Origin of the sequence: Sphingomonas aurea, from assembly GCF_030678875.1 — a bacterium.
GTDB classification, from domain to species: Bacteria; Pseudomonadota; Alphaproteobacteria; order Sphingomonadales; family Sphingomonadaceae; genus Sphingomonas; species Sphingomonas aurea.
In genome coordinates this window covers 118,377-138,435 of record NZ_JAUUDS010000002.1, presented here as the reverse complement: position 1 = coordinate 138,435, position 20,059 = coordinate 118,377, and the positions used below count along the sequence as shown (strand labels likewise).

Sequence of the window (20,059 nt, the reverse complement as noted above, 5' to 3'; positions counted from 1 at the left end):
GATCCTCAGCGAATGCGCTTGTCGGTCTGAGACTGCGGCGTACCCGCGGCGGCTTGGCCCAACGCACGGATGATGGCCTTGCGCGCGAGCTCGATCTTGAAGCTGTTATCGCCCTGGCCGATCGCACCAGCTAGGAGCGCACGGGCGGCGGTGTCGAACACCGTGTCGGACGGACGCTCGTTCTTGATCGCCTCTTCAGCCTCGATTCGGCGCCATGGCTTGTGGGCTACACCACCGAGCGCGATCCGGACGTCGGCGATCCGATCGCCTTCCAGCCGCATCGCCACCGCCGCCGAGACGAGTGCGAAGGCGTAGGACAGTCGGTCGCGCAGCTTGAGGTAGGTGTAGTTGGTCGAGAAATCCTCCGCCGGCAGGTCGATGGCGGTGACCAGCTCGCCGCGCTTAAGCGTGTTGTCGCGCCACGGCTCGTCGCCGGGCAGCCGGTGGTAGTCGGCGAAGGCGATCGTGCGATCCCCCTCCGGCCCCGTCACCTGCACCTGCGCCTTCAGCGCGGCGAGCGCGACGCACATGTCCGATGGGTGCGTCGCGATGCATTGGTCGCTCGCGCCCAGGATGGCGTGGATGCGATTGACCCCGCCGATCGCGCCGCAGCCCTGGCCAGGCACGCGCTTGTTGCAAGGCGTGTCGACGTCGTAAAAGTAATAGCAGCGGGTGCGCTGGTTGAGGTTGCCGCCGTTGGTCGCGGCGTTACGCAGCTGCGGCGACGCGCCCGCCAGGATCGCGGAGGCAAGCAGCGGATAGCGTGCCTGGACCCGCTCGTCATAGGCAGTGTCGGCGTTGGTCGCGAGCGCACCAAGTCGGAGGCTACCATCGTCCAGGTCGGTGATCTGCGCCAACGGCAACCGGTTGATGTCGACGACCTCGAGTGGTCGCGCGACATTCTCCTTCATCAGGTCGATGAGGTTGGTGCCGCCTGCCAGATAGGCAACGTGGTCGCCTGCGCCGTCGCGGACGGCCTCGGCGACGTCGCCAGGCCGGGCATAGTCGAAGCGGATCATGACTGCTTCTCCATGACCTCGAGCACCGCATCGGCGATGTTGGTGTAGGCGCCGCAGCGGCAAAGATTGCCGCTCATCTGCTCGCGCACGTCCTGCCGGTCCTTCGCGTGTCCCTCGTTGATGAGCCCCTGCGCAGAGCAGATCTGGCCCGGCGTACAATAGCCGCACTGGAAGGCGTCGTGCTCGATGAACGCGGCCTGGAGCGGGTGGAGTTCTCCAGGCTGGCCAAGCCCCTCGATGGTGGTGATCTCCGCTCCGTCCAGCGTCACCGCCAGCTTCAGGCAAGAATTAATTCGCTTGCCGTCGACCAGCACGGTGCAGGCACCACACTGGCCATGGTCGCAGCCCTTCTTGGTCCCGGTCAGGTCGAGCTTGTCGCGCAACAGGTCGAGGAGCGTCGTCCACGGCTCGACCTGCAACTCTCGCGCCTCGCCGTTGATCGCCAACGACAGCGGCAGCGTTTCAATCCGGCGCGACGCGACGCGTGACGCCGTCGCGCGGTCGATGGTCACGGCGTCGTTCATGCCGGTATCTCCTCGATGGAAGCGGTGTTGGCCGCGGCGACGCCGTTCTCGCGGTGGCGGAAGTCGCTGAGCGCCTGGTAGACCTGGAGCCGCGCGCGCATCACGCCGCCGAGCGGACGATGCGCCGCCAGGCTGTGCGCGGGGCGGAACGTCATCACCTCGTCGAAGTAGCGGACGCGTTCCGCGCTATAGGCCGCCTGGCGCGGCAGGCGGATGGTCGCGACGGTCCGGTACTGGCTGTCCTGCGCGGGCCACTCGACCGAGGCATCCTCGATCGGCTGGGTCTCCGCGTTGGCCCAGAGCTGCACGCGCAGGTCGAAGACGGCGTCGTGCTCGCTGAAATAGTCGATCGCGGCATGGCGGAAGCCGTCCTCGTCCTGGTGCGGATCGAGCTGCCAGTCGTTTAGCGCGTCCTGGTAGGTCGAGGCGGGGAAGGTGCCGAGCTTCGCCACATGGCCGCCGTAGCGTATCGGGCACTGGCTGAAATAATAATCGTCGATCGGATGACTGTCCGGGTGGCCGTAGAAGTCGAGCGTCGGACTGGGTCCGCCCGCAACTGCGTTCAGCAATTTGTTGATGTTGCGCGCGATCGAGGAGGCGGCGCTCTTGACGCCCTCGGGCATCGGCGTGGTCGCGCCGATCTTCTTGGCCTGGCGCAGAAACCCCGCGGCGGTGCCGGCGGGAAAGGTCGGGCCGCTGGCAAGCACGAAGTCCTGGGTGTCGGCATCGTGGCCGGGCAATTTCTCGCCCTCGACCCCGAACACCTTGATCGCCATGCCGCGGTGGGTGGACACGCGGTCGCCGAGCGTCTCGCCCGGTCCCTGCGCGAAGCGGACCGCGACCGGATAGGTGCCACCCTTGGCGAACAGTCCTTGTGCCAGTTCGGGCGGCAGGTCGTCCGCGACCGTCATCTCGCCGACGACGCAGGCCGTGCTCTTGGCGTGGCTGGCACGGGCGGCATGTCCCTCGCGCTTCTCGACGATCTCGCTCTCCTGGGTCATGCCCTTGATGATGCCGTCGATCGACTCCTGCTCCCCGTCCTCGAGGGTCTCGATGTCGTCGCTGTAGCGCAGGTAGGGCATGGCGTTCCTTATTGGACGGGCGGGAAGGAGAAGAGCTGGGTCTTGATCGACGGCGGCGCGCCGGGTGTGAACCACGGCGTGTCCTGGATATGACTTGCCGTGAGGTACATTGTCCCGTCCGGCCCCTCGGAGAAGGTGTCCGGCCAGCGGAGCCGGCGGTCGGTCAGCACCGTCTCCACCCCCCTTTCGGTCAGCCGCTTGACCGAATAGTCGGTGGGCGAGGTCAGATAGAGCACGCCCGCCTTGCTCATCCACAACCCGTCGGCGACGTGGGTCCGCGCCACGGTCTTCACGCCCGCGCCGCGACGATCCTCATCTACATTCTGCTCCAGCAGCGACGTGTCGATCGAGTAGAGCGTCTCGCCGGTCAGCGCCTGATAGTAGAGCGTCCGGCCATCATTCGAGATCGCGATGCCGTCAGAGGCGAAGTCGGGCTGGCGGCCGTCGGGACGGCGCAGCGGTTCGCCCTCGATCGCTACGGTGACGGACTTGTCGATCTGGGTCGACGGATGCCCGTCGAGCGCCCGCCAACCGTCACCGCTCTCCAGGTCCACGACGATGATCGCCCCGCGCGTGCCGCTGTCAGTAATATAACCTGTCTTGCCATCGGGCGAGAAGCGGATGTCGTTGAGGTAGGTCCCCTGCAACGCCACGTCTTCGGCGACAGGAATGACCTTGGTCACCGCGTTGTCGGCGAGGTCGATGCGCACCAGCTTGGGCGCGCCGGGGAGGATTTTCTCGTTGCCGGGTGCACCCGGGTCGAGCACCCAGAGATTGCCGTGACCATCGGGCACGATCGACTGGACACAAACGAAATAGTCGGCGACCGGCATCTCGTTTGCCTTGGCGTTGCGCCAGCTGTTCCACTTGTCGTCAGGATAGGGCCGGAGCGTCCCGTCCTCCATCACCTCCGCCACCGAGATCGGCGCGTCGTCTGTCCAGCGCGGGAAGTTGACGAAACGCCGCCCGTTTCCGGCGACTGCTACGCCAGTCACCTGATGATCGAAAGAAGCTACTTCCGTTAGCGGCCCGGCAAGGCCGATGGCTTCCTTGGCGCGGGACAGGAATGTAGGGCTAGCGTCTTCCATTTAGATGCTCCGCTCTCAAGTAGAGCTAAGAACACCTGCCAAGCGCGCCTCGTTCCCACGCTCCACATCGCTGATCTAGATTAATCAGCCACTTAGCGGCGTTTTGATATCGGAGCTTCCGAGCAGGTAAACCATCGCCAGGCAAAAGCGCTCCGTTAGCCCCCGAAAACCGCGTCTGTAGTCGTGATGAACGAATGGCAGAAGTTGGTGGGTTGAAAACCAATCTTGAATGACCGGCTTTGGGTCCCTACGTTCAGTGGGTCCCTACGTTCAGTAGGGTGGGGCGACCCACAAGCGCTGCTCACGCGCGGCCTCGGTCTACCATGCGAGATCGTCGGCAAACCTCGGGAAACTACGAGCGAGCGCTGCACCGCCGTCATCGATCGGCTCTCCCGCCTGGCCAAGCGCGTGGCCGATCCCGCCGACGGTAGACTGACAGCACCCCGGATGATCGTCGTCGGCGACCTCATGAGTTTCGCCGCCGTGGCCAGCGTCGAGGGCGGTAAACGCTGTCATGGTGTTCCTGTCGAGATCGAAGAAGATGGGAAGCGGGCCGGGTCAGTACATCGGCATTCCGCCGGTCACCGGGATCACCGTTCCGGTCATGTAGCTGCCCTCCGCCGAGGCGAGGAGGACGTAGGCGCCGGCGAGCTCGCCCGGCTGGCCAGCGCGACCGAGCGGCGTGTTCTGGCCGAGCGTCTCGAGCTCGTCCGACTCCTTGGCGATCGGCTGGATCGGCGTCCACACGGGGCCGGGCGCTACCGCGTTGACGCGGATGCCCTTGGGCGCGAGCAGGTTGGACAAACCGATAGTGAGGCTCGAAATCGCGCCCTTGGTGGTCGCGTAGACGATCATGTTCTCGGTCGCGACCTTGGCCTGGATGCTGGTCGTGTTGATGATCGCGGCGCCCGGCTTCATGTGCGGGACGGCAGCCTTAGCAAGGCGGATCATCGCGAAGACGTTGGCGGCGAAGGCGCCCTGCATCTCGTCGTCGTCGATGTCGCCCAGGTCCTCGTTGATCGTCTGCGCGGCGGCGTTGTTGACGAGGACATCGATCCGTCCGAACTCGGCCACGGTGCGCGCGACGAGTTCGGCGCAATGGTCGCGGTCGCGGATGTCGCCGGGCAGCAGCAGGCAGCGGCGGCCCGCATTCTCGACCCAGGCACGGGTATCCTCGGCATCGGCCTGCTCGTCGGTGAGATAGGAGATGGCGATGTCGGAGCCTTCGCGCGCGAAGGCGATGGCGACCGCCTTTCCGATTCCCGAGTCGCCGCCGGTGATCAAAGCAGCGCGGCCCTCGAGCGCGCCCTTTCCCACATAGTCTCTCTCGCCGTGATCCGGCTTGGTGCGCATAGACTGCTCCAGACCCGGTCGGGGCTGGGTCGACTCGTCGGGAAAACTGGTCGGTTCGCTGCTGCGGGGATCGTCGATCATGGCCGTCCTGTCTGATGCACCCAAGCCCAACGATGCAGGACGGGGGAACGCTCCGGCGAAGCGGGGTACCTGTGCAGAGATCGCCTTGGGACGTCCGCTGTTCGCGGCAAGACTCGAGCGCTTACGCGCAACAGAGTGGACGACCGATTGACCCTGAATTATCGTGCTACTTCTCTGCCATTCGGCTGATTCTAGCTGTGATGATCGAGATGAACAAGAGGTAGAAGTCGGGAACCGCTTAACGGGCTTCTGATGACCGCAACTGGATATTCTCCGCCGCGTCTTGAGCGGCTGCTCACGCCGGACTTCGGCGCTGAGCGGAGCAGTTGCGGCAACACACCTTGAGTAGCACGTGCGGACGGCGCTGCCCCAAGGCGTCGCAAGATGATGTTTTCGCGCATGGTGCCTACCAAGGGACGTTGAGCTTGCGTGATCGTCGACGAGCCGTAACGTTCAGAAAATTCGTGCCAAAGGAGGGCTTTAACGTGCAACGATCAGCACTAGCGTTCAGTGGTTTCATCGCCGTCGCTTTGACCGCCTGTGACAAATTCGACGCAGCGCCGATTAATGCGACGACAGTCGAGGGCAAGGTTCGCAGCGCACGAGCAGGCGGCGAAGAAGTTCGCGTATGGCGCGACCCAGAGACTGGCTGCCAGTATTTGCTATGGGAACGCCGCCAGCGTGGCGCAATGACACCGCGTCTTGCACCCGATGGGAGGCCTATCTGTAAGTCGCAGCTCTGAAGGAGCACGGTGGCATAAACGGCTTCGCCGTCGTTCGATGGTCAGGTGTCGGCATCATGGACATCGAGGGTGCGACCGACAAGCAGTGTCCACCGCGTTGGATCATTCGGGCAGGTGCTGTCAAACGTAACGCACCGACTATGTTGGGTTGGCCGCTAACGAGTACTTCATAGAACGTCGAGCATGCCGCATAGGCTGTCAGTGCTGCGGAATCGCTCGGCTTGGCCAAGGGGCCGGTACCGATTGCCTGCTAGAAAGCAGGCAATCTAGGTAGGGCCGCACCAGGAGTCCGGCCTGTGCAGTTGCTTTGCTAGCACCCTGAAGTAAGGTGATTGCACCGTTCAAGCTGATGCTCGCAGCGGAGCCATAATCCAGTGGGGTCGGTTGCTTCATTCATAAAGGCTTAGGATCAATCGCTTAGCCTTGCAGACATGCAAGTTGATGCGAAATTGGGATGCCAAGGCTGCCGCTCAGGGAAGCACGCGTTTAACATCGCGATGGCCTTCCAGCCAATTCTCGACATCGTAACACAGCGTCCCTTTGCGTTTGAAGCGCTCGTCCGCGGTAGCAATGGAGAGAGCGCCGCGACAGTGCTGTCGAGCGTCACTTCCGAGAACCGGTATGCCTTCGACCAGCAGTGCCGGGTAGCTGCGATCGAGGGGGCAGTGGCTGCAGGAATTCTCGAGACGGACGCAAAGCTATCGATCAACTTTCTTCCAAATGCCGTCTACTCGCCGCTCGCCTGCATCCAGCTTACCCTCAAAACAGCCCGTGCTACCAAGTTTCCTACTGAGCGGCTCATCTTCGAGTTCACCGAGAATGAGGAGATGACGGACACGGAACACGTAAAGACCATCATCGAGAGCTATACCAAAATGGGCTTTGGCACCGCCATTGACGATTTCGGTGCTGGTCACGCTGGTTTGGGCCTTCTCGCCAAATTCCAGACAGATTACATCAAGCTCGACATGGAGCTTATCCGAGGCATCGAGCAGAGCATGCCAAGACGCATGATCGTCGAGGGGGTCGTCCGCATCGCTAGGTCGCTCGGCATCACGGTCATTGCGGAAGGTGTAGAGACGACAGCGGAGTACACCGTCCTCAAGGAACTCGGCATACGCTACATCCAAGGCTATCTGCTCGCTAGGCCAGGCTTCATGTCCCTGCCGGCGTCATCATTTTTTGATGATCGGAACACCAGGGCTGCCTAGCGCCCCTTCGCATTCGGCCTGGCCCTGGAGGTTTTCAGCTCCATATTAGAAAGAGAGATGGCTACTTAGAAGCGCTACGAGGGATCACCGTTGCAACGATGACGTGAACCAGCGATTGGCCGGTCTCGTTCTCGATGTTGAGCTGCCAGTGGCCCTCATCGGCGAAGTCGGGATGCTCGGACAGATACCGGCCAAGATACCTTACGGCTTCGTTCCGCGCCTGTGCGACATCTTCGGCTTCAATCGGGGTGCGCTCCCGGGCAGGGCCGGCCAAGCGCAGATAGAATGTCGTCATGGCACCTCGAGTAAATTGTGACCTTACGCGCGAACGCCTCGTTACTCGCTAAAGTGCCGCTTGGCTCGCGCTGCGCCAGCTCGGAAGCGCATCCCGAAACGGGACGCAGAAGCGGATTTTTGCTGTGCTTCCAACAGCTTCACTCTGACGTTGTGCACGCTATCCGAGCAACGACAGCGAGATTGTTTTCGATGCCGCACACCAGGTGGTGGGATCATGCCTGCCTTTGTCTAGCCTCCGAACGCAATGCGATCTTCCCTACCAAAATCGCTGACGGAACCCTCGCCGAACTGGTCGCAACCGCGTTGCAGATGCCAGAAGACCAACATCCGCGTTTGTACATCAAGCTGGATGGAACAAGCAGACGCTTGTGGTGGGCGAGCATCGTCTCGCTCTCTCAACGCTCTGACTTACCAGTGGTTATCTGATCCGCCGCTCGTAGGGGACGCTAATCGATTAGGTGCCTGCGGTCACGAATGCGTCCACCTCTCCGATCGTCGGTGACAGCTCGCTAACGGAGACGCTTCTCGGGAAGAGGCATACTGATCCATGTCACTGTAAAAGCTGGCATCCTGCTTCGGGTCTGCGCCGTATCTGTTGCTGCCCTTTCAGGGCTTCGAGACGTCTCCGGCAGCAACCACCACCCGCTCGCCGGAGACGTTGCCCTACTCTACCGCACTGATGAAAGCGTCGATGCAAAACTGGCAACCCATCGCAACCTGTCCTGAGCACATCATTGTCCGAACACGCACACGCGGCATCGGTCGGTCCCGCCCCGAGCAGCGTTTGAGGCGCCTGGGAACGCTGTGGTTTACGGTCGCAGCCATCCCGCAACTCGTACATCACACCCCAACGGAGTGGCGTCACGATTGATGTAGCGATTGTCTCGATCCTGTACCGCATGCACGCGGTGCGTTCGAGTGCCTCTAACCCATGCGCGTAATGCGCGGTCCAAATACCGCAGACGCCAGATGAACAAACGACTGAAGCTGGAACTGGCGTTACCGAGCCGAATAACCGCACTTGGGTCATCGTTGCCTTTCCAACGTCTCTGCGATCTTGTTGCCAACCTCAGATGTCTTCCGCCCACGGCGGCGTGGCTGGGACGAGCGCCGCGGGGAAACATCGAGGGCCAGGGGGAAGAGTTCGCTGTTGCGCATTTGCGAGAAGCCCATCGCGCGATTGCCAGGTGCCGTGATTATAGCTTGTTTACCATCAAGCAGTACGCGTGTTCGATGCGAAACCGCCGCGGCTCGATCATGATCGTAGTGCAAGTGTCGTTAGCGATCCTTGGATTGCTGATGCTGGCGTTGTGGCCGCCTGCGTCAGGTCGGATTCTTCTTGTCCCGGTCGATGGATCTGACGCGAATAGCGTGCTGATCGGAGCATCAGCTGGCGATGCACGCATTCTCGGCCCTGGCGCATTGCCACGCTCGCTTGTCGTGATAGGCAACCGCGCGCAGATCGCCGCGCATTTTCATCCCTGGAGCGTGCTCATGCTTGCGCCGACGCCGTCGGGCTGCGGCGAGCCGTCACCTAAGGCTGCGGCATGATGAAAGTGGTGGGTGCCGCAACGTCAGCCAACACCCTCGATCGGTTGCGCCGCCATGGCATTCAGGCATGGGCGGTGATCGGCTGGATTTCGCTTGCGCTCATGTTGCTAGTCGACCTGGTATTGCAAGGCGGCGTCGGTACGCCCCTCCTGATTGTCGGTTCACTGGCGAATGCGGGGCCGACGTACATGGCGCTGCGCGGACGCTTCGATGCGGAGGCGAGGCTGGGGCTTGGTGTTCCGGCCGCCGTCATGCCAGCGCTGCTTGTGTTCCTTCTGCAAGGCCATCCCTGGCAAATGGACGCGCACATGTTCTTCTTCGTCGCCACAGCGGCCCTCATTGTCGTAGCCGACTGGAGGCCAATTCTGCTGGCGACCGTGCTCACGGCGATCCACCATCTCGGGCTCGAATGGCTCGAACCGGAATGGGTTTTCACGGGCAGTGGCAATCTGGGCCGTGTGCTGTTCCACGCCGTTGCGGTCAGCCTGCAATTCGGCGCCTTGTCGCTGTTCACCATCCAGCTCGTGCGCCTGTTCCGATCGCAAGAGGAAGCCTTTGCACTGGCGAGCGCCTCTGCGATCAAGGCCGAGCAGGAATGCCGGCGCAGCGAAGAGGCGATGGAACAGGCTCGGGTCGCCGAGCAGGCCGCCACGCGCGAGCGACAAGCGCGAGAAGCGCAGGCCGCCCGGATCGCGGTCGAGCGACGCGGAGAATTGCTTCTCCTGGCTAACGAGTTCGACCGATCGGTGACATCGGTGGTGAAGGTGATCGGTCAGGCGATCGGCCAACTCGAAGGGACGGCGGTCCGTCTAGAGGATGTCAGTGCCGATGCATCGCGCGATGCGGTGAATGTTGCCGCCGGCGCGTCGCAAGCCGCGATCGATATCGCAGCCGTGGCCGGGTCTATTCGAACGCTGTCCGGATCGATCCGATCGGTGGCGGGTACGGTCGACGAGCAGACGAGAGTCACGGCCGTGGCAAGCCTCGAGGCGGAACAGACGGTTTTGACTGTGCACACACTGGAAGAGCGCGCGATCAAGATCGAAGGCTTTCTCGACGACATTCAGCAGATCGCGACCAGGACAACGCTGCTTTCCCTGAACGCAACGATCGAAGCCGCTCGCGCAGGAGAAGCCGGCCGGGGCTTTGCGGTCGTAGCGAACGAGGTCAAGGCGCTGTCTGCCGAGACCGGCCGAGCCAGCGAACGCATTCGCAACCTTATTGCCGGCATCAGGGAGGGTGTGGCGGAGACCGCAGAAAAGCTAGGCGGCGTCAACCAAGCTATCGTCGAGGTATCGACTGCCGCGTCATCGATTTCAAATGCGATCGTCGAACATCGGCTGCGCACCGACGAAGTCAACAACGGGGCAGAGCGGATTGCCCGCCAGACGTCACAGATCGAAACGGAGGTCGGCAGAGCGGCATTGGCGATCAGCGCCGCATCCAGCCTTTCCACCAAGGTCCGCGGCAGCGCGAGCGAACTCGCAAACAGCGCCCGCGAGCTTCGAAGCTCGACTGATCTGTTCGTCTCATTTTTACAGGCTGAAGAGGCACTTGCGGCTTAACTGTAGCCACGTGAGATCCGGCAATCGCAAGCGCTATGACAGCCGGTGCATGTAAAACATATCTTATGGACCCACTTCTGTCCTGCTAGGCACATGTCTACGAAATGCGGGGCCGCTACTGCCATGAGCCGGGTTAGCATCGGCGCGGGCGGTAGCTGCGCAATTGGCAGCGATACGGCGCCGCGGCTCCCGCTAAGCCAAAATTCAAGGGGGCTCTCAGACGTATGTCGTCCCAAAACAGCGGACGCAGAAATCGAATGGCACCGGCACCGTGTGTCATGTTCAACCGCGCGACAACGCATAGATTAAACCGATGTCCGGAACTGGCCTGCCGGGGGGCGGATTGAACGACGTCTCCTGGGTTAAGACAATCACGATACCGCAAGCAGTATAATGGCTGGGCGCGATCCGCGTGCCGCTCTACTATGCTTCGACCATGATGCTTCGGAAAAGGCGTTCAATTTCGTTCTGAGGCCCGTACGGCGGCAAAGCCTCACGCATCTCGGAAGGCGTGTGGCACGCCGCCTGACGGGCAGCACGATCAGCTTCGTCGGTTACCCTCTTCGCGCTGCTTGGCGGCGCGCTCTGTAAGCGTCTTCAACGTCTCGTCGAAACGACCATCACGTTCGGCCTGACGCAGGAACTGGACCTCGTCGACGAGGATTTCGGCTGGCGTTGGCTGCTGGGCGAATTGCATGGCGACAGCGTCGGCGAACGCGTCGAGCGGCATGTAGCCTGGTCGGTTCGCCTGTCCTGGTGTGAGGTCGGTCTGCACGCCTGGCGGCGCCAGCTCGATCACCTCGACTTTGCCCGCTAGCTGGGTCCGAAGCGAGACGGTGTAGGAGTGAATCGCTGCCTTGCTCGCCGAGTAAGTTGGCGCCGCAACCAGCGGCACATAGGCGAGGCCCGAGGTGACCGTGACGATCGCAGCATCGGGCTGACCCGCAAGATGGTCGATCAGCGCGTTCGTCAGTCGGATCGTGCCGAGTATATTGATCGCCAGCGTCGCTTCGGCGTCGGCCAGGTCGCGCCGGCCCGTCAAATCCTCGAACTTCATGATGCCGGCGTTGTTGAACAGCACGTTCAGCGCCGGAAAGTCGGCGACGACCCGCTTGGCGAAATCGTCGACCGCCGCAGCGTCTTCGACATCTAACGTCATGGTATGGATGCGATCACGCCCATTCGCTGCCCTCTGGAGCGCCTCTTGGCGCCGCCCGGCAATTATCACCGTGTCACCGCGATCATGAAAGCGGTGCGCCAGCGCTTCACCGATACCGCTTCCTCCACCCGTCATCAGGATCGTGTTGCCGCTAATCTTCATGGTTGATCGCTCCGGATCGGGGAAGGGTCTTCGGCTCAGAATGATCGCCGCACCAGATCGTTCATTGATGTGTGGGCCGGCGCGGCGACATACCTGAACCAGCGACCGAGTTTGGTAGAGCCTCAACCTGTCCTGAATGACTGCAACTGGGTCGTAACAACTATTGGCGGTCACCGGGCGGGCCTGATGTCAGCCGAAGCGCACTATTCCATCCAGCCCTGCAACCTTGCCTGTCAGGCCGGGCACCTCCTCCAGCTGTCGCAGCGCATCGTAACGGCCACGCTCTTCGCGGTAGCGGACGATCTCAAAGCCGTGCCCCTTGAGCGCGGGATGAGCGTCGATTTCCTCTGCGGTGGCTACATTAATGTCGATGCAGTCGGGCCCGCTCACAGGTTTGCCTGCTCGTCGCGTGGTAGATCGGCGTCCGGCGGGTAGTAGAGCTTCGCGCATTCCGCTCGCAGGCAGCTGCCCTCGATCGTGATGTCGTCGCGGTAGGCGTCAGTGATGAACGACAGCGTGTCGACGTGCCGTGCCTCAAAATACATTGGATGCACGTCGTCGCGTCCCGCGCCGTAGACCACGCGCCCGACCTTGGACCAGATCGAGGCCATGGTGCACATGCCGCACGGCTGGAGCGTCGAGTAGAGCGTCGCGCCGCGCAGTTCCATCTCGCCGATGCCCTCGCACGCCCGGCGGATCGCCATCATCTCCGCGTGTGCGGTGGCGTCCGGCAAATCTTGGGTCTGGTTACGCTCTGCCGCGATCTCGCGCCCGTCGAGCACGATCACGCAGCCAAGCGGGGAGGTCGAAGGATCGGAGCCCCTGGATCGCGCGACCTCGATCGCGCGGCGCATCCAGTGCTCATCCATCGGCGCAAGGGCAGTGCCTGCCATCTCAGGCCTCGCTCACGTCGTCGGCGTGGAACTCGGCGAAGCCTTCGCGGACTTTGGCGGCCTTCTCGTCGTCCTCGATGTCGACCGATACGCTGACGGCTCCGTGCAGCGGTGCGTCTCCGCGCGGCTCTGGACTGGGCTCGCCCGCTTCCCCGTCGGAACCTGCCTGTTCTTCGCCTGCGCTGTTTTCGTTGCCGTCCGCTGCGATGAAAACGTCCGTTCGCTCGACACCGTGCTCCTGCACCAGGCGCTCAACCGTCATCTCAGCCTCCCGCCGCGTCTCGAAGGTGGCGGTCAGAGTCGTGCCCATGATCGTTCTCCCGTGCCGCCGACAGGGGCCGGGGTCGGGGGCATAACGCCTGGGGAGGCACCGGGTCCGCGTATCGCGCGTTAGCCGTCGATGAAAACCGTTCGCATGCCTGATGGCACCGATGTGCCTGCCTTGGGTCAAGGTACCTGGATGATGGCTGAAGACCCGCAGCGCCGGAGCGATGAGATCGCGGCGCTGCGTGCCGGCATCGACCTCGGCATGACGCTGATCGACACCGCGGAGATGTATGCGGATGGCGAATCCGAGCGGCTGGTCGGCGAGGCGCTGGCGGGCCGTCGGGATGACGTCTTTCTGGTCAGCAAGGCCTATCCGCAGAACGCCTCCCGCAGCGGACTGCCCCCTGCATGCGAGGCGAGCCTGGAACGGCTCGGCACCGATCGGCTTGATCTGTACCTCCTGCATTGGCGCGGCAGGGTGCCACTCGGCGAGACGGTGGAGGCGATGGAGCGGCTGGTAGACGCCGGCAAGATCCTGCGCTGGGGAGTCAGCAATCTCGATACCGACGACATGGAAGAACTCGTAGCGGCGGGCGGAAAGGCGTGCGCGACTGACCAGATCCTTTACAACCTGACACGCCGCGGTCCCGAGCATGACCTGCTGCCGTGGCTGGCGGTGCGGCGGATGCCGATGATGGCGTATAGCCCGGTCGAACAGGGCCGGCTCGTCGCGGATCAAGGGCTGCGTACACTGGCGAGCGAGCTTGGCGTTACGCCGGCGCAAGTCGCGCTCGCGTGGCTGCTGGCGCGCGACGACGTGATCGCGATCCCTAAAGCCGGTACTGTCGAGCATGTACGAGAGAATCGCACTGCCGCCGACCTCGCGCTGTCGCCCGAGACTGTGGCTCGGCTCGACGCCATGTTTCCACTGCCGAGCGTTCCCGTGCCGCTTGCTATGCTTTAGGGCCGCCGGCTGCTGAACGAATGTCTGGTTCTGGATAGCGAAGTGGTGAGGCTGAATGGCGGGAACTGGGTCAGTACAGCAGCGAGCGGCAGATCAGCAGATACCCCGACCGTCCGAGACCGTTGAAAAAGGCCTGAGCGGGATTGGCGCAGCGCATGGCTGTTGACGTTCCCCTTCGAACAACGAAGGAACGGTGAGCTGCGCCGGTCCCGGATAAGGCCGTCTCAATGCCCTGCCTCGGCCGATCCCGTCAGACACCAGCGGCGCAGCAGCGACGGTATGGTCAACCCTTGCGCGAAGATCGAGAAGGCCACCACGCCGAAGGTGATAACGACGATCTCGCCCCGTTCGGCGACACTGGCTGGCACCGCCAGGGCAAGCGCCAGCCCGACAGCGCCGCGCAGGCCGCCCCATACCAGAACATGTTGATAAGTCGCTGGAAGCCGCAGCCCGGATCGAGCGAACGGCAGGGCAAGGGGATAAACTGCTGCTGCGCGACCGATCAGCGTCAGGATAATCGCAACGACCAAAGGCAGCGATACCAATGTGATCGGTTGGTGCGCTTCGTGGCTGCCGATCAGCAGGAACAGGCAGGAGTTGGCAAGGAAGGCGGCATAGGCCCAAAAGTCTAGCACGTGTTGGCGGCCGGCAACCGAGATCGTCCCGCGTGGTCCGACATTGCCGATAATCAGGCCGGCCGCCAGAGCGGCGAAGACGCCTGATGCATGAACATGCTCTGCCAGAAGGAACGATCCCCAGGCGACGACGGTCGTCAGCGTGACCTCGACCAGGTGATCCGTCGTTCGCCCCGCGACGGCCAGCACGGCCATGCCGACCACGGCGCCGATAGCGACGCCGCCTGCGACCGTCCACAACAGTGCGAGCGACGCCCCAGACGCGGTCAGCGCCCCACCATTGGCGATGCCGACGAGGATCGCGAAGCCGACTGCGGCGACGCCGTCGTTAAGCAGGCTCTCGGACTCGACTACCATACTGAGCCTAAGTTCCGCCTTCATCTCCTTGAAAGCGGCGATCACTGACACCGGGTCGGTCGCGGCAATCAGCACACCGAAGAACGCCGCGCCGAGCAAACTCCAGCCTAGCAGCAGGTGCATGCCCGCCGTCACCACCGCCGCACTGATCGCCACACCGGCAAAGGCTAGCACGATCGTGAGCGGCATCTCCGTTCGGAACCGTGACCAACGAAGCTGCATCGCCGCTTCGAAGATCAGCGGCGGCAAAAAGACGTTGAATATCAGCTCGCGCGACAGCGGCAGGTCGGCGCCAACCGGCACATAAGCGAGGCCTATGCCCGCGAGGACGAGACCTGCAGTGTAGGGAAGACCGATGCGCCGGGACAGCATCGCCACCAGCGAGGCCACGACTAACATTGTGCCGAGCTCCGTCAGTCCTATCTCTGCCATTGGTCCTCTCTCAGATGCGAAGCGTCATGGAACGCCTGATGAGCTGAACCGCTCAGATTTGCCTGCTCACTGACCATCTGAAGGTTGCGCATGTTCAACGGACTTGGTCTGCCGGCGTTACTCGCGATTTTCGCCACCTGCGCGGGCGTCATCTGGATCGCGGGCGTGAAGCTCGCCGACACGACGGACATTCTCTCCTCGCGCCTCCATCTCGGCAAGGCGCTTGGCGGCATCATCGTGCTCGCAGTGGCCACCAACCTGCCTGAGGTCGCGATCACGATCAGCGCCGCGCTTGCGGGCAATCTGGGCGTGGCGGTCGGCAACATCCTCGGCGGCATCGCGATCCAGACGGTTGCGCTGGTGGCAATGGACATTGCTATGAAGGAGAAGGTGCCTCTTACCTATCGCGCTGCCAGCCTCACGCTGGTCGTGGAAGCGGTACTGGTCATGGTGGTGCTGATCGTGTCGATCATGGCGACGCAATTGCCCGGCACGTTGATCGCCGCCCGCCTGACGCCTGGGGCTGTGTTGATCGCCGTCTTGTGGGTGATCGGCGTGTGGCTTTCCAGCCAAGCCAGCAAGGGGCTGCCGTGGCACGATACGAGCGGCACTGCGCCTGATGGCCAGGAAGAACCCAAGGGCCACTCGCAGGCAAAGAAGGATGACGCGTCCGAGCAGCAGGGCGAGAGCACGGTCCGCGTTGCACTGGTGTTCGGCGCGGCTGCGTTGGCGACCTTGGCAGCCGGCGTGCTGCTGGAGCGGAGCGGCGATGCCATCGCCCAGCAGATCGGTCTCAGCGGCGTCCTGTTCGGCGCAACGGTGCTTGCGGCCGCCACCTCGCTGCCCGAACTGTCGACCGGCATCACCTCAGTACGGATGAAGGACTATCAGCTCGCCGTCAGTGACATCTTCGGCGGCAACGCCTTTCTTCCGGTCCTTTTCCTCGTTGCCGTCGTCATATCCGGCAAGGCGGTGCTGCCTGATGCGCAGGCGAGTGACATATATCTGGCGGGTCTCGGCGTGCTTCTGACCTGCGTCTACGCCGCTGGCCTGATTTTCCGTCCCAAGTGGCAAGTCTGGCGGATGGGAGTCGACTCCTTCGCCGTGCTCACCCTCTATGCTCTCGGCGTGGGTGGCCTGTTCGCTATATCAACCGGTCACGGCGGCTGAACGAGACTTTCTGACGCTTTATTCGCGGGTGAAAAGACTAGCGTCGTAAAGAAGATTATGGAAGGTGAATGGATGTCCGGAAGCGGGTGGCGAGAAAGGCCACAGATGTCCACACATAGGTCATTGATGTAGGTGGGCCTGAAGCCAAGTGCATGAGCAAGGGCAACAGTTACGACACGGTGCCACTTGCAACAACATGGTCGCGTTAATCAGCTAATTGCACGGGCGAGCACTTGGGCGAGTTCATCTAGCGAATAGGGCTTGCGCAACAGGGTTAATCCTCTCGTTCCCTCTTGAGCTAGCACATGGCTGTAACCGCTCGTGAGGACCACGGGCAAATCCGGATACCTGTCGGCGATGTCGGCAGCGAGATCGATGCCCGAACGTCCGGGCATCACCACGTCGGTGAAAACGATATCGTATCGACCCGGTGATCGCTTCAGTTCAGCCAAGGCAGCCTCGGCGTCCTGCACCCAGTACGATCCATGACCCAGTTCAGTAAGCGCCCGGGTCGCGAACTCGCCCACATCCTTGTTATCCTCGACCACCAGAATGCAGGCGTCCGCCTCAAGCGGCTGGACGACAGGCCGACTTGCCTCGGCTTGCGCATCGGCCCCTGCCGCAAGCGGCAGGTAGAGGATGAAGGTGGTACCGCGGCCGACAACGCTCTCCACAGCCACGTCGCCTGAGGACTGCTTTGCAAACCCGAAGACCTGACTGAGGCCCAGCCCGGTGCCATGGCCTACTTCCTTCGTCGTGAAAAAAGGTTCGAAAACGCGGTCGAGCTGGTCTGCGGGAATACCCATACCCGTGTCCGAAATTGAGATCGCAACGTGCGGTGCCCACAGCGCTGCATGACTGCGCAGCGCCGGCAGTTCGGGCACGATGCTGACTGCTATCGTGAGCTGTCCTTCGCCGTTCATCGCGTCACGGGCATTGACAGCCATGTTGACGATCGCGGTGTCAAATTGGCTCGGATCGGCCATGACCGGCGTCGACTTGTCCTCCAGCTCGTATCGAGCCTCGATCCTTGATCCCGTGAGCGTCTGGAGCATGTCAGCGAGCGAACCGACATTCACCGCGGCATCGAACACCTGCGGCTGCAGCGTCTGCCTGCGCGCGAAGGCGAGAAGTTGACTCGTCAGCTTGGTCGCGCGGTCCGCCGTATCCGCGATCGCGTCGACGTAGCGGATCCGCTTCTCGTCGCTGAGACCAGGGCGACGCAGAAGGTCGACGGAGCCCCGGATCACCGTCAGCAGGTTGTTGAAGTCGTGCGCGACGCCGCCAGTGAGCTGGCCGACAGCCTCCACCTTCTGCGACTGACGTAGCGCATCCTCAGTTTGACGCAGCACCTCTTCTGCCTCGCGCGTAGCGGTAACGTCGCGCCCGATCGCGAAGATGTCGCCCTCGCTGGGCGCCGCGGCCCATGAGAGCCATCGATAGGTGCCGTCCTTGTGGCGGAAGCGGCAGAGATACGCCGGCAACTCGCCCACCTGGGCGATCCCGAGCGCTTGCCGCGTTGCGGGCAGATCATCGGGATGCACGAACGCGGTGTGATCGCGTCCGACCACCTCCTCCGGGGAATAGCCCAGCATCGTCGTCCACGCGGGGCTCACCCGGCGATAGATGCCATTCGGATCGGCCAGCACGAGGAGGTCCGGAGATGCGTTCCAGAGGCGTTCAACTTCCGCGGCGCTCGCCTCGACCCGCTCGGCCAAGTCGGTAGCCCTGCGCCGGAGCTCGCGTTCCACGCGCATCTGCTCGGTCAGATCCAACATGGCGCCGACCATACGCAACGGGTGCCCGGCTTCGTCGCGTATTACATAGCCCCGGTCGCGTATGTCGGCATAGCTGCCGTCAGCTCGCAGGAAACGGTAATTGTCGCTCCAGTCGGTGGCGCCGCTGTCGATCACTGCGTGAATGCTGGCGTCGATCCGGGCGCGATCCTCCGGGTGAATGTGCTCGATCCACCAGGCACCGGTCGGCTCGACTCGATCAAGGCGATGACCGTGCGCCTGCTCGATCGCCTCGTTCCACGTGACGTGGTCGCGCACCAGATCCCAGTCCCAGATGGCGTCGTTGGTGGCGCGATTGGCAAAGCGAAGCCGCTGCTCGGTCTCCCGCAATCGCGTCTCGGCGATCCGTGCTTCGGTGACGTCCTGCACGGTGCCGAGCAACCGAACGGCGCGACCGTGCTCAAACAAAGTCTGTCCGCGTGCCGCGACATGCCGGAGCACGCCGTCTTCGATGCCGACCGTCCGATAATCGGTCTCGAACCTGCCCGTACCGGACGGGTCCAAGGCTGTCGCCACAGCAGTGTCGGCACCGGCGCGATCGTCGGGATGCACGCCAAGGAGGAACGCCTCCTGGTAGGTGACCGGTGCGCCTGGCGGCAGCCCGAACAGCGCGCGACAGCCATCGTCCCAGCTCAGCGTGTCCCGGACGAGATCGTAGTCGAACGTGCCGAGCCGCGCGGCCGCGGTCATCAACTCGGCCGATCGGCGGGCGTCCTCGAGCGCCGCCTTCGTCTCGTGCTCGGCGGTGATGTCGCGCACCGCCTTCACATATCCAGGCCGACCCGAGCCCTTCAGTGGCGTCATCGCCCCGTGCGCGAAGAAGCGGCTTCCGTCCTTGCGCAGGTGCCATCGCTCGTCTGAAGCGCGGCCGTCCCTGCGAGCAATGGCGAACTCGCGATCGGGTATGCCCGCCTCGCGGTCTTCCGGCGTGAAGAAGCGGTCGGCACGGCTACCGCACATGTCCGCCTCGCTCCACCCGAAGATGCGCTCGGCACCCGAGCTCCAGCTCGTGACGATCCCGTCAGCGTCCATGGCGATGATGGCGTTGTCGATCGCCGAGTTCACGATGGCGTGATAGCGGTCCTCATCCTCGCGGGCGCGACGCTCGGCCTGGTCGAGCGCCATCGCGTGCGTTCGGCTCTCGATCGCGTCGCTGTTCTCGATCAGCTCGACGACCTGTTGTGCCAGCAGGACGAGCGCGTCGGCCTGATCCCCATCGAGACCGCCAGCCCTGGGCTTCGTGTCGATCGCGCACAGGCTGCCGAGGGCCAGTCCATCCCGTGTGATCAGCGGCGCGCCGGCGTAGAAGCGGAGGTGTGGCTCGCCAGTGACCAGCGACATCCCGAACGTGCGGGGGTCGGCGGCCAGATCCTCGATCTGGAACAGGTCTCGTTGGCGGATGGCGAGCGCGCAGACCGAGGTGTCGAGCGGCGGCTGGTCGATCTCGACACCGTTCCTCGCCTTGAACCACTGGCGATCGGCATCGACGAGGCTGACCAGCGCGACCGGCACGCGACAGACGTTCCGGACCAGCGCGACGATACGGTCGAAACGACCGTCGGCCGATGTGTCGAGAATGTCGTGACGCTGGAGTGCGGCGAGGCGGTCCGCCTCGGCGATCATCGGGTCTTCGGCAAGGCGGTCGTCGTTGGCCACAAGTTCAGGGTTCGCTGTCGAGCGGGAGGTTGCGATGGGCGAGATCGCCACCGC

At 63.2% G+C, this 20,059-nt stretch carries 18 protein-coding genes; 6 read left to right on the top strand and 12 right to left on the bottom strand.

Features of this window, described 5'->3' with window-relative positions; all coding sequences use genetic code 11:
• Positions 1 to 5: 5 nt before the first annotated feature.
• The 5 genes from Q5H91_RS06740 to Q5H91_RS06720 all read right to left on the bottom strand — a co-directional run bounded on the left by Q5H91_RS06740 (position 6) and on the right by Q5H91_RS06720 (position 5,147).
• On the bottom strand, positions 6 to 1,019 hold the full coding sequence (locus Q5H91_RS06740; RefSeq protein WP_305172533.1) for an FAD binding domain-containing protein: 1,014 nt from the start codon (positions 1,017 to 1,019) through the stop codon (positions 6 to 8).
• Positions 1,016 to 1,543 carry a (2Fe-2S)-binding protein gene (locus Q5H91_RS06735; RefSeq protein ID WP_305172532.1) on the bottom strand — a complete coding sequence of 176 codons (528 nt, stop codon included), beginning with the start codon at positions 1,541 to 1,543 and terminating at the stop codon, positions 1,016 to 1,018. The genes Q5H91_RS06740 and Q5H91_RS06735 overlap by 4 nt, the downstream gene beginning before the upstream one ends.
• Positions 1,540 to 2,625 (bottom strand): catalase family protein, encoded by a 1,086-nt coding sequence (locus Q5H91_RS06730; protein ID WP_305172531.1) that lies wholly within the window; start codon positions 2,623 to 2,625, stop codon positions 1,540 to 1,542. Before Q5H91_RS06730 ends, Q5H91_RS06735 begins: the two co-directional genes overlap by 4 nt.
• An 8-nt stretch (positions 2,626 to 2,633) precedes the next feature.
• Entirely contained in the window at positions 2,634 to 3,620 is a 987-nt protein-coding gene (locus Q5H91_RS06725) for an L-dopachrome tautomerase-related protein (RefSeq protein ID WP_305172530.1), read from the bottom strand.
• 651 nt (positions 3,621 to 4,271) lie between these two features.
• Positions 4,272 to 5,147 (bottom strand): SDR family oxidoreductase, encoded by an 876-nt coding sequence (locus Q5H91_RS06720; RefSeq protein ID WP_305172529.1) that lies wholly within the window; start codon positions 5,145 to 5,147, stop codon positions 4,272 to 4,274.
• 464 nt (positions 5,148 to 5,611) lie between these two features.
• On the opposite strand from Q5H91_RS06720, the gene Q5H91_RS16535 reads away from it, so the two are divergent.
• Both Q5H91_RS16535 and Q5H91_RS06715 read left to right on the top strand, forming a co-directional pair.
• Positions 5,612 to 5,890: a DUF6440 family protein gene (locus Q5H91_RS16535; protein ID WP_370655243.1), complete on the top strand. Its 279-nt coding sequence runs from the start codon at positions 5,612 to 5,614 to the stop codon at positions 5,888 to 5,890.
• Between the two features lie 431 nt (positions 5,891 to 6,321).
• Positions 6,322 to 7,101, top strand: a complete 780-nt coding sequence (locus Q5H91_RS06715) for an EAL domain-containing protein (protein WP_441347523.1) — start codon at positions 6,322 to 6,324, stop codon at positions 7,099 to 7,101.
• Between the two features lie 61 nt (positions 7,102 to 7,162).
• Here the strand turns inward: Q5H91_RS06715 and Q5H91_RS06710 are convergent, their stop codons facing one another.
• Positions 7,163 to 7,396: a DUF6894 family protein gene (locus Q5H91_RS06710; protein ID WP_305172528.1), complete on the bottom strand. Its 234-nt coding sequence runs from the start codon at positions 7,394 to 7,396 to the stop codon at positions 7,163 to 7,165.
• Between the two features lie 971 nt (positions 7,397 to 8,367).
• Between Q5H91_RS06710 and Q5H91_RS06705 the strand changes: the two genes are divergently transcribed.
• Complete coding sequence (locus tag Q5H91_RS06705) at positions 8,368 to 8,949, top strand: hypothetical protein (protein WP_305172527.1); 582 nt, start codon at positions 8,368 to 8,370, stop codon at positions 8,947 to 8,949.
• Positions 8,946 to 10,514 carry a methyl-accepting chemotaxis protein gene (locus Q5H91_RS06700; RefSeq protein WP_305172526.1) on the top strand — a complete coding sequence of 523 codons (1,569 nt, stop codon included), beginning with the start codon at positions 8,946 to 8,948 and terminating at the stop codon, positions 10,512 to 10,514. Before Q5H91_RS06705 ends, Q5H91_RS06700 begins: the two co-directional genes overlap by 4 nt.
• Before the next feature lie 541 nt (positions 10,515 to 11,055).
• Here Q5H91_RS06700 and Q5H91_RS06695 read toward each other — a convergent pair.
• From Q5H91_RS06695 to Q5H91_RS06680, 4 genes are all read right to left on the bottom strand, one after another.
• Positions 11,056 to 11,835 carry an SDR family oxidoreductase gene (locus tag Q5H91_RS06695; protein WP_305172525.1) on the bottom strand — a complete coding sequence of 260 codons (780 nt, stop codon included), beginning with the start codon at positions 11,833 to 11,835 and terminating at the stop codon, positions 11,056 to 11,058.
• Positions 11,836 to 12,024: 189 nt separating this feature from the next.
• A complete protein-coding gene (locus Q5H91_RS06690) occupies positions 12,025 to 12,225 on the bottom strand; it encodes a ComEA family DNA-binding protein (protein WP_305172524.1) in 201 nt (66 codons plus the stop codon).
• On the bottom strand, positions 12,222 to 12,728 hold the full coding sequence (locus Q5H91_RS06685; protein ID WP_305172523.1) for a nucleoside deaminase: 507 nt from the start codon (positions 12,726 to 12,728) through the stop codon (positions 12,222 to 12,224). The genes Q5H91_RS06690 and Q5H91_RS06685 overlap by 4 nt, the downstream gene beginning before the upstream one ends.
• Position 12,729: 1 nt before the next feature.
• Positions 12,730 to 13,038 carry a hypothetical protein gene (locus tag Q5H91_RS06680; RefSeq protein ID WP_305172522.1) on the bottom strand — a complete coding sequence of 103 codons (309 nt, stop codon included), beginning with the start codon at positions 13,036 to 13,038 and terminating at the stop codon, positions 12,730 to 12,732.
• 90 nt (positions 13,039 to 13,128) lie between these two features.
• Here Q5H91_RS06680 and Q5H91_RS06675 point away from each other — a divergent pair, with 90 nt between their 5' ends.
• Positions 13,129 to 13,959 carry an aldo/keto reductase gene (locus tag Q5H91_RS06675; RefSeq protein ID WP_305172521.1) on the top strand — a complete coding sequence of 277 codons (831 nt, stop codon included), beginning with the start codon at positions 13,129 to 13,131 and terminating at the stop codon, positions 13,957 to 13,959.
• 224 nt (positions 13,960 to 14,183) lie between these two features.
• Here Q5H91_RS06675 and Q5H91_RS06670 read toward each other — a convergent pair whose 3' ends face one another.
• On the bottom strand, positions 14,184 to 15,350 hold the full coding sequence (locus Q5H91_RS06670; RefSeq protein WP_305172520.1) for a cation:proton antiporter: 1,167 nt from the start codon (positions 15,348 to 15,350) through the stop codon (positions 14,184 to 14,186).
• Positions 15,351 to 15,473: 123 nt separating this feature from the next.
• Between Q5H91_RS06670 and Q5H91_RS06665 the strand changes: the two genes are divergently transcribed.
• Positions 15,474 to 16,553, top strand: coding sequence for a sodium:calcium antiporter (locus Q5H91_RS06665; RefSeq protein WP_305172519.1), 1,080 nt, complete (start codon positions 15,474 to 15,476; stop codon positions 16,551 to 16,553).
• A 209-nt stretch (positions 16,554 to 16,762) separates the two neighbouring features.
• Here Q5H91_RS06665 and Q5H91_RS06660 read toward each other — a convergent pair whose 3' ends face one another.
• The gene (locus tag Q5H91_RS06660; RefSeq protein ID WP_305172518.1) at positions 16,763 to 20,005 is read right to left on the bottom strand and encodes a PAS domain S-box protein; all 3,243 of its coding nucleotides are present in this window, start codon (positions 20,003 to 20,005) and stop codon (positions 16,763 to 16,765) included.
• Positions 20,006 to 20,059 lie beyond the last annotated feature (54 nt).

Excerpts from the sequence above, each read along its gene's own strand:
- Q5H91_RS06730 (WP_305172531.1), bottom strand. The coding sequence starts at position 2,625 with ATGCCCTACCTGCGCTACAGCGACGACATCGAGACCCTCGAGGACGGG.
- Q5H91_RS06700 (WP_305172526.1), top strand. The coding sequence starts at position 8,946 with ATGATGAAAGTGGTGGGTGCCGCAACGTCAGCCAACACCCTCGATCGG.
- Q5H91_RS06710 (WP_305172528.1), bottom strand. The coding sequence starts at position 7,396 with ATGACGACATTCTATCTGCGCTTGGCCGGCCCTGCCCGGGAGCGCACC.
- Q5H91_RS06735 (WP_305172532.1), bottom strand. The coding sequence starts at position 1,543 with ATGAACGACGCCGTGACCATCGACCGCGCGACGGCGTCACGCGTCGCG.
- Q5H91_RS06680 (WP_305172522.1), bottom strand. The coding sequence starts at position 13,038 with ATGGGCACGACTCTGACCGCCACCTTCGAGACGCGGCGGGAGGCTGAG.
- Q5H91_RS06685 (WP_305172523.1), bottom strand. The coding sequence starts at position 12,728 with ATGGCAGGCACTGCCCTTGCGCCGATGGATGAGCACTGGATGCGCCGC.
- Q5H91_RS06695 (WP_305172525.1), bottom strand. The coding sequence starts at position 11,835 with ATGAAGATTAGCGGCAACACGATCCTGATGACGGGTGGAGGAAGCGGT.
- Q5H91_RS06715 (WP_441347523.1), top strand. The coding sequence starts at position 6,322 with ATGCAAGTTGATGCGAAATTGGGATGCCAAGGCTGCCGCTCAGGGAAG.
- Q5H91_RS06720 (WP_305172529.1), bottom strand. The coding sequence starts at position 5,147 with ATGATCGACGATCCCCGCAGCAGCGAACCGACCAGTTTTCCCGACGAG.
- Q5H91_RS06670 (WP_305172520.1), bottom strand. The coding sequence starts at position 15,350 with ATGTTAGTCGTGGCCTCGCTGGTGGCGATGCTGTCCCGGCGCATCGGT.
- Q5H91_RS06675 (WP_305172521.1), top strand. The coding sequence starts at position 13,129 with ATGAAAACCGTTCGCATGCCTGATGGCACCGATGTGCCTGCCTTGGGT.
- Q5H91_RS06740 (WP_305172533.1), bottom strand. The coding sequence starts at position 1,019 with ATGATCCGCTTCGACTATGCCCGGCCTGGCGACGTCGCCGAGGCCGTC.
- Q5H91_RS06665 (WP_305172519.1), top strand. The coding sequence starts at position 15,474 with ATGTTCAACGGACTTGGTCTGCCGGCGTTACTCGCGATTTTCGCCACC.
- Q5H91_RS06705 (WP_305172527.1), top strand. The coding sequence starts at position 8,368 with ATGAACAAACGACTGAAGCTGGAACTGGCGTTACCGAGCCGAATAACC.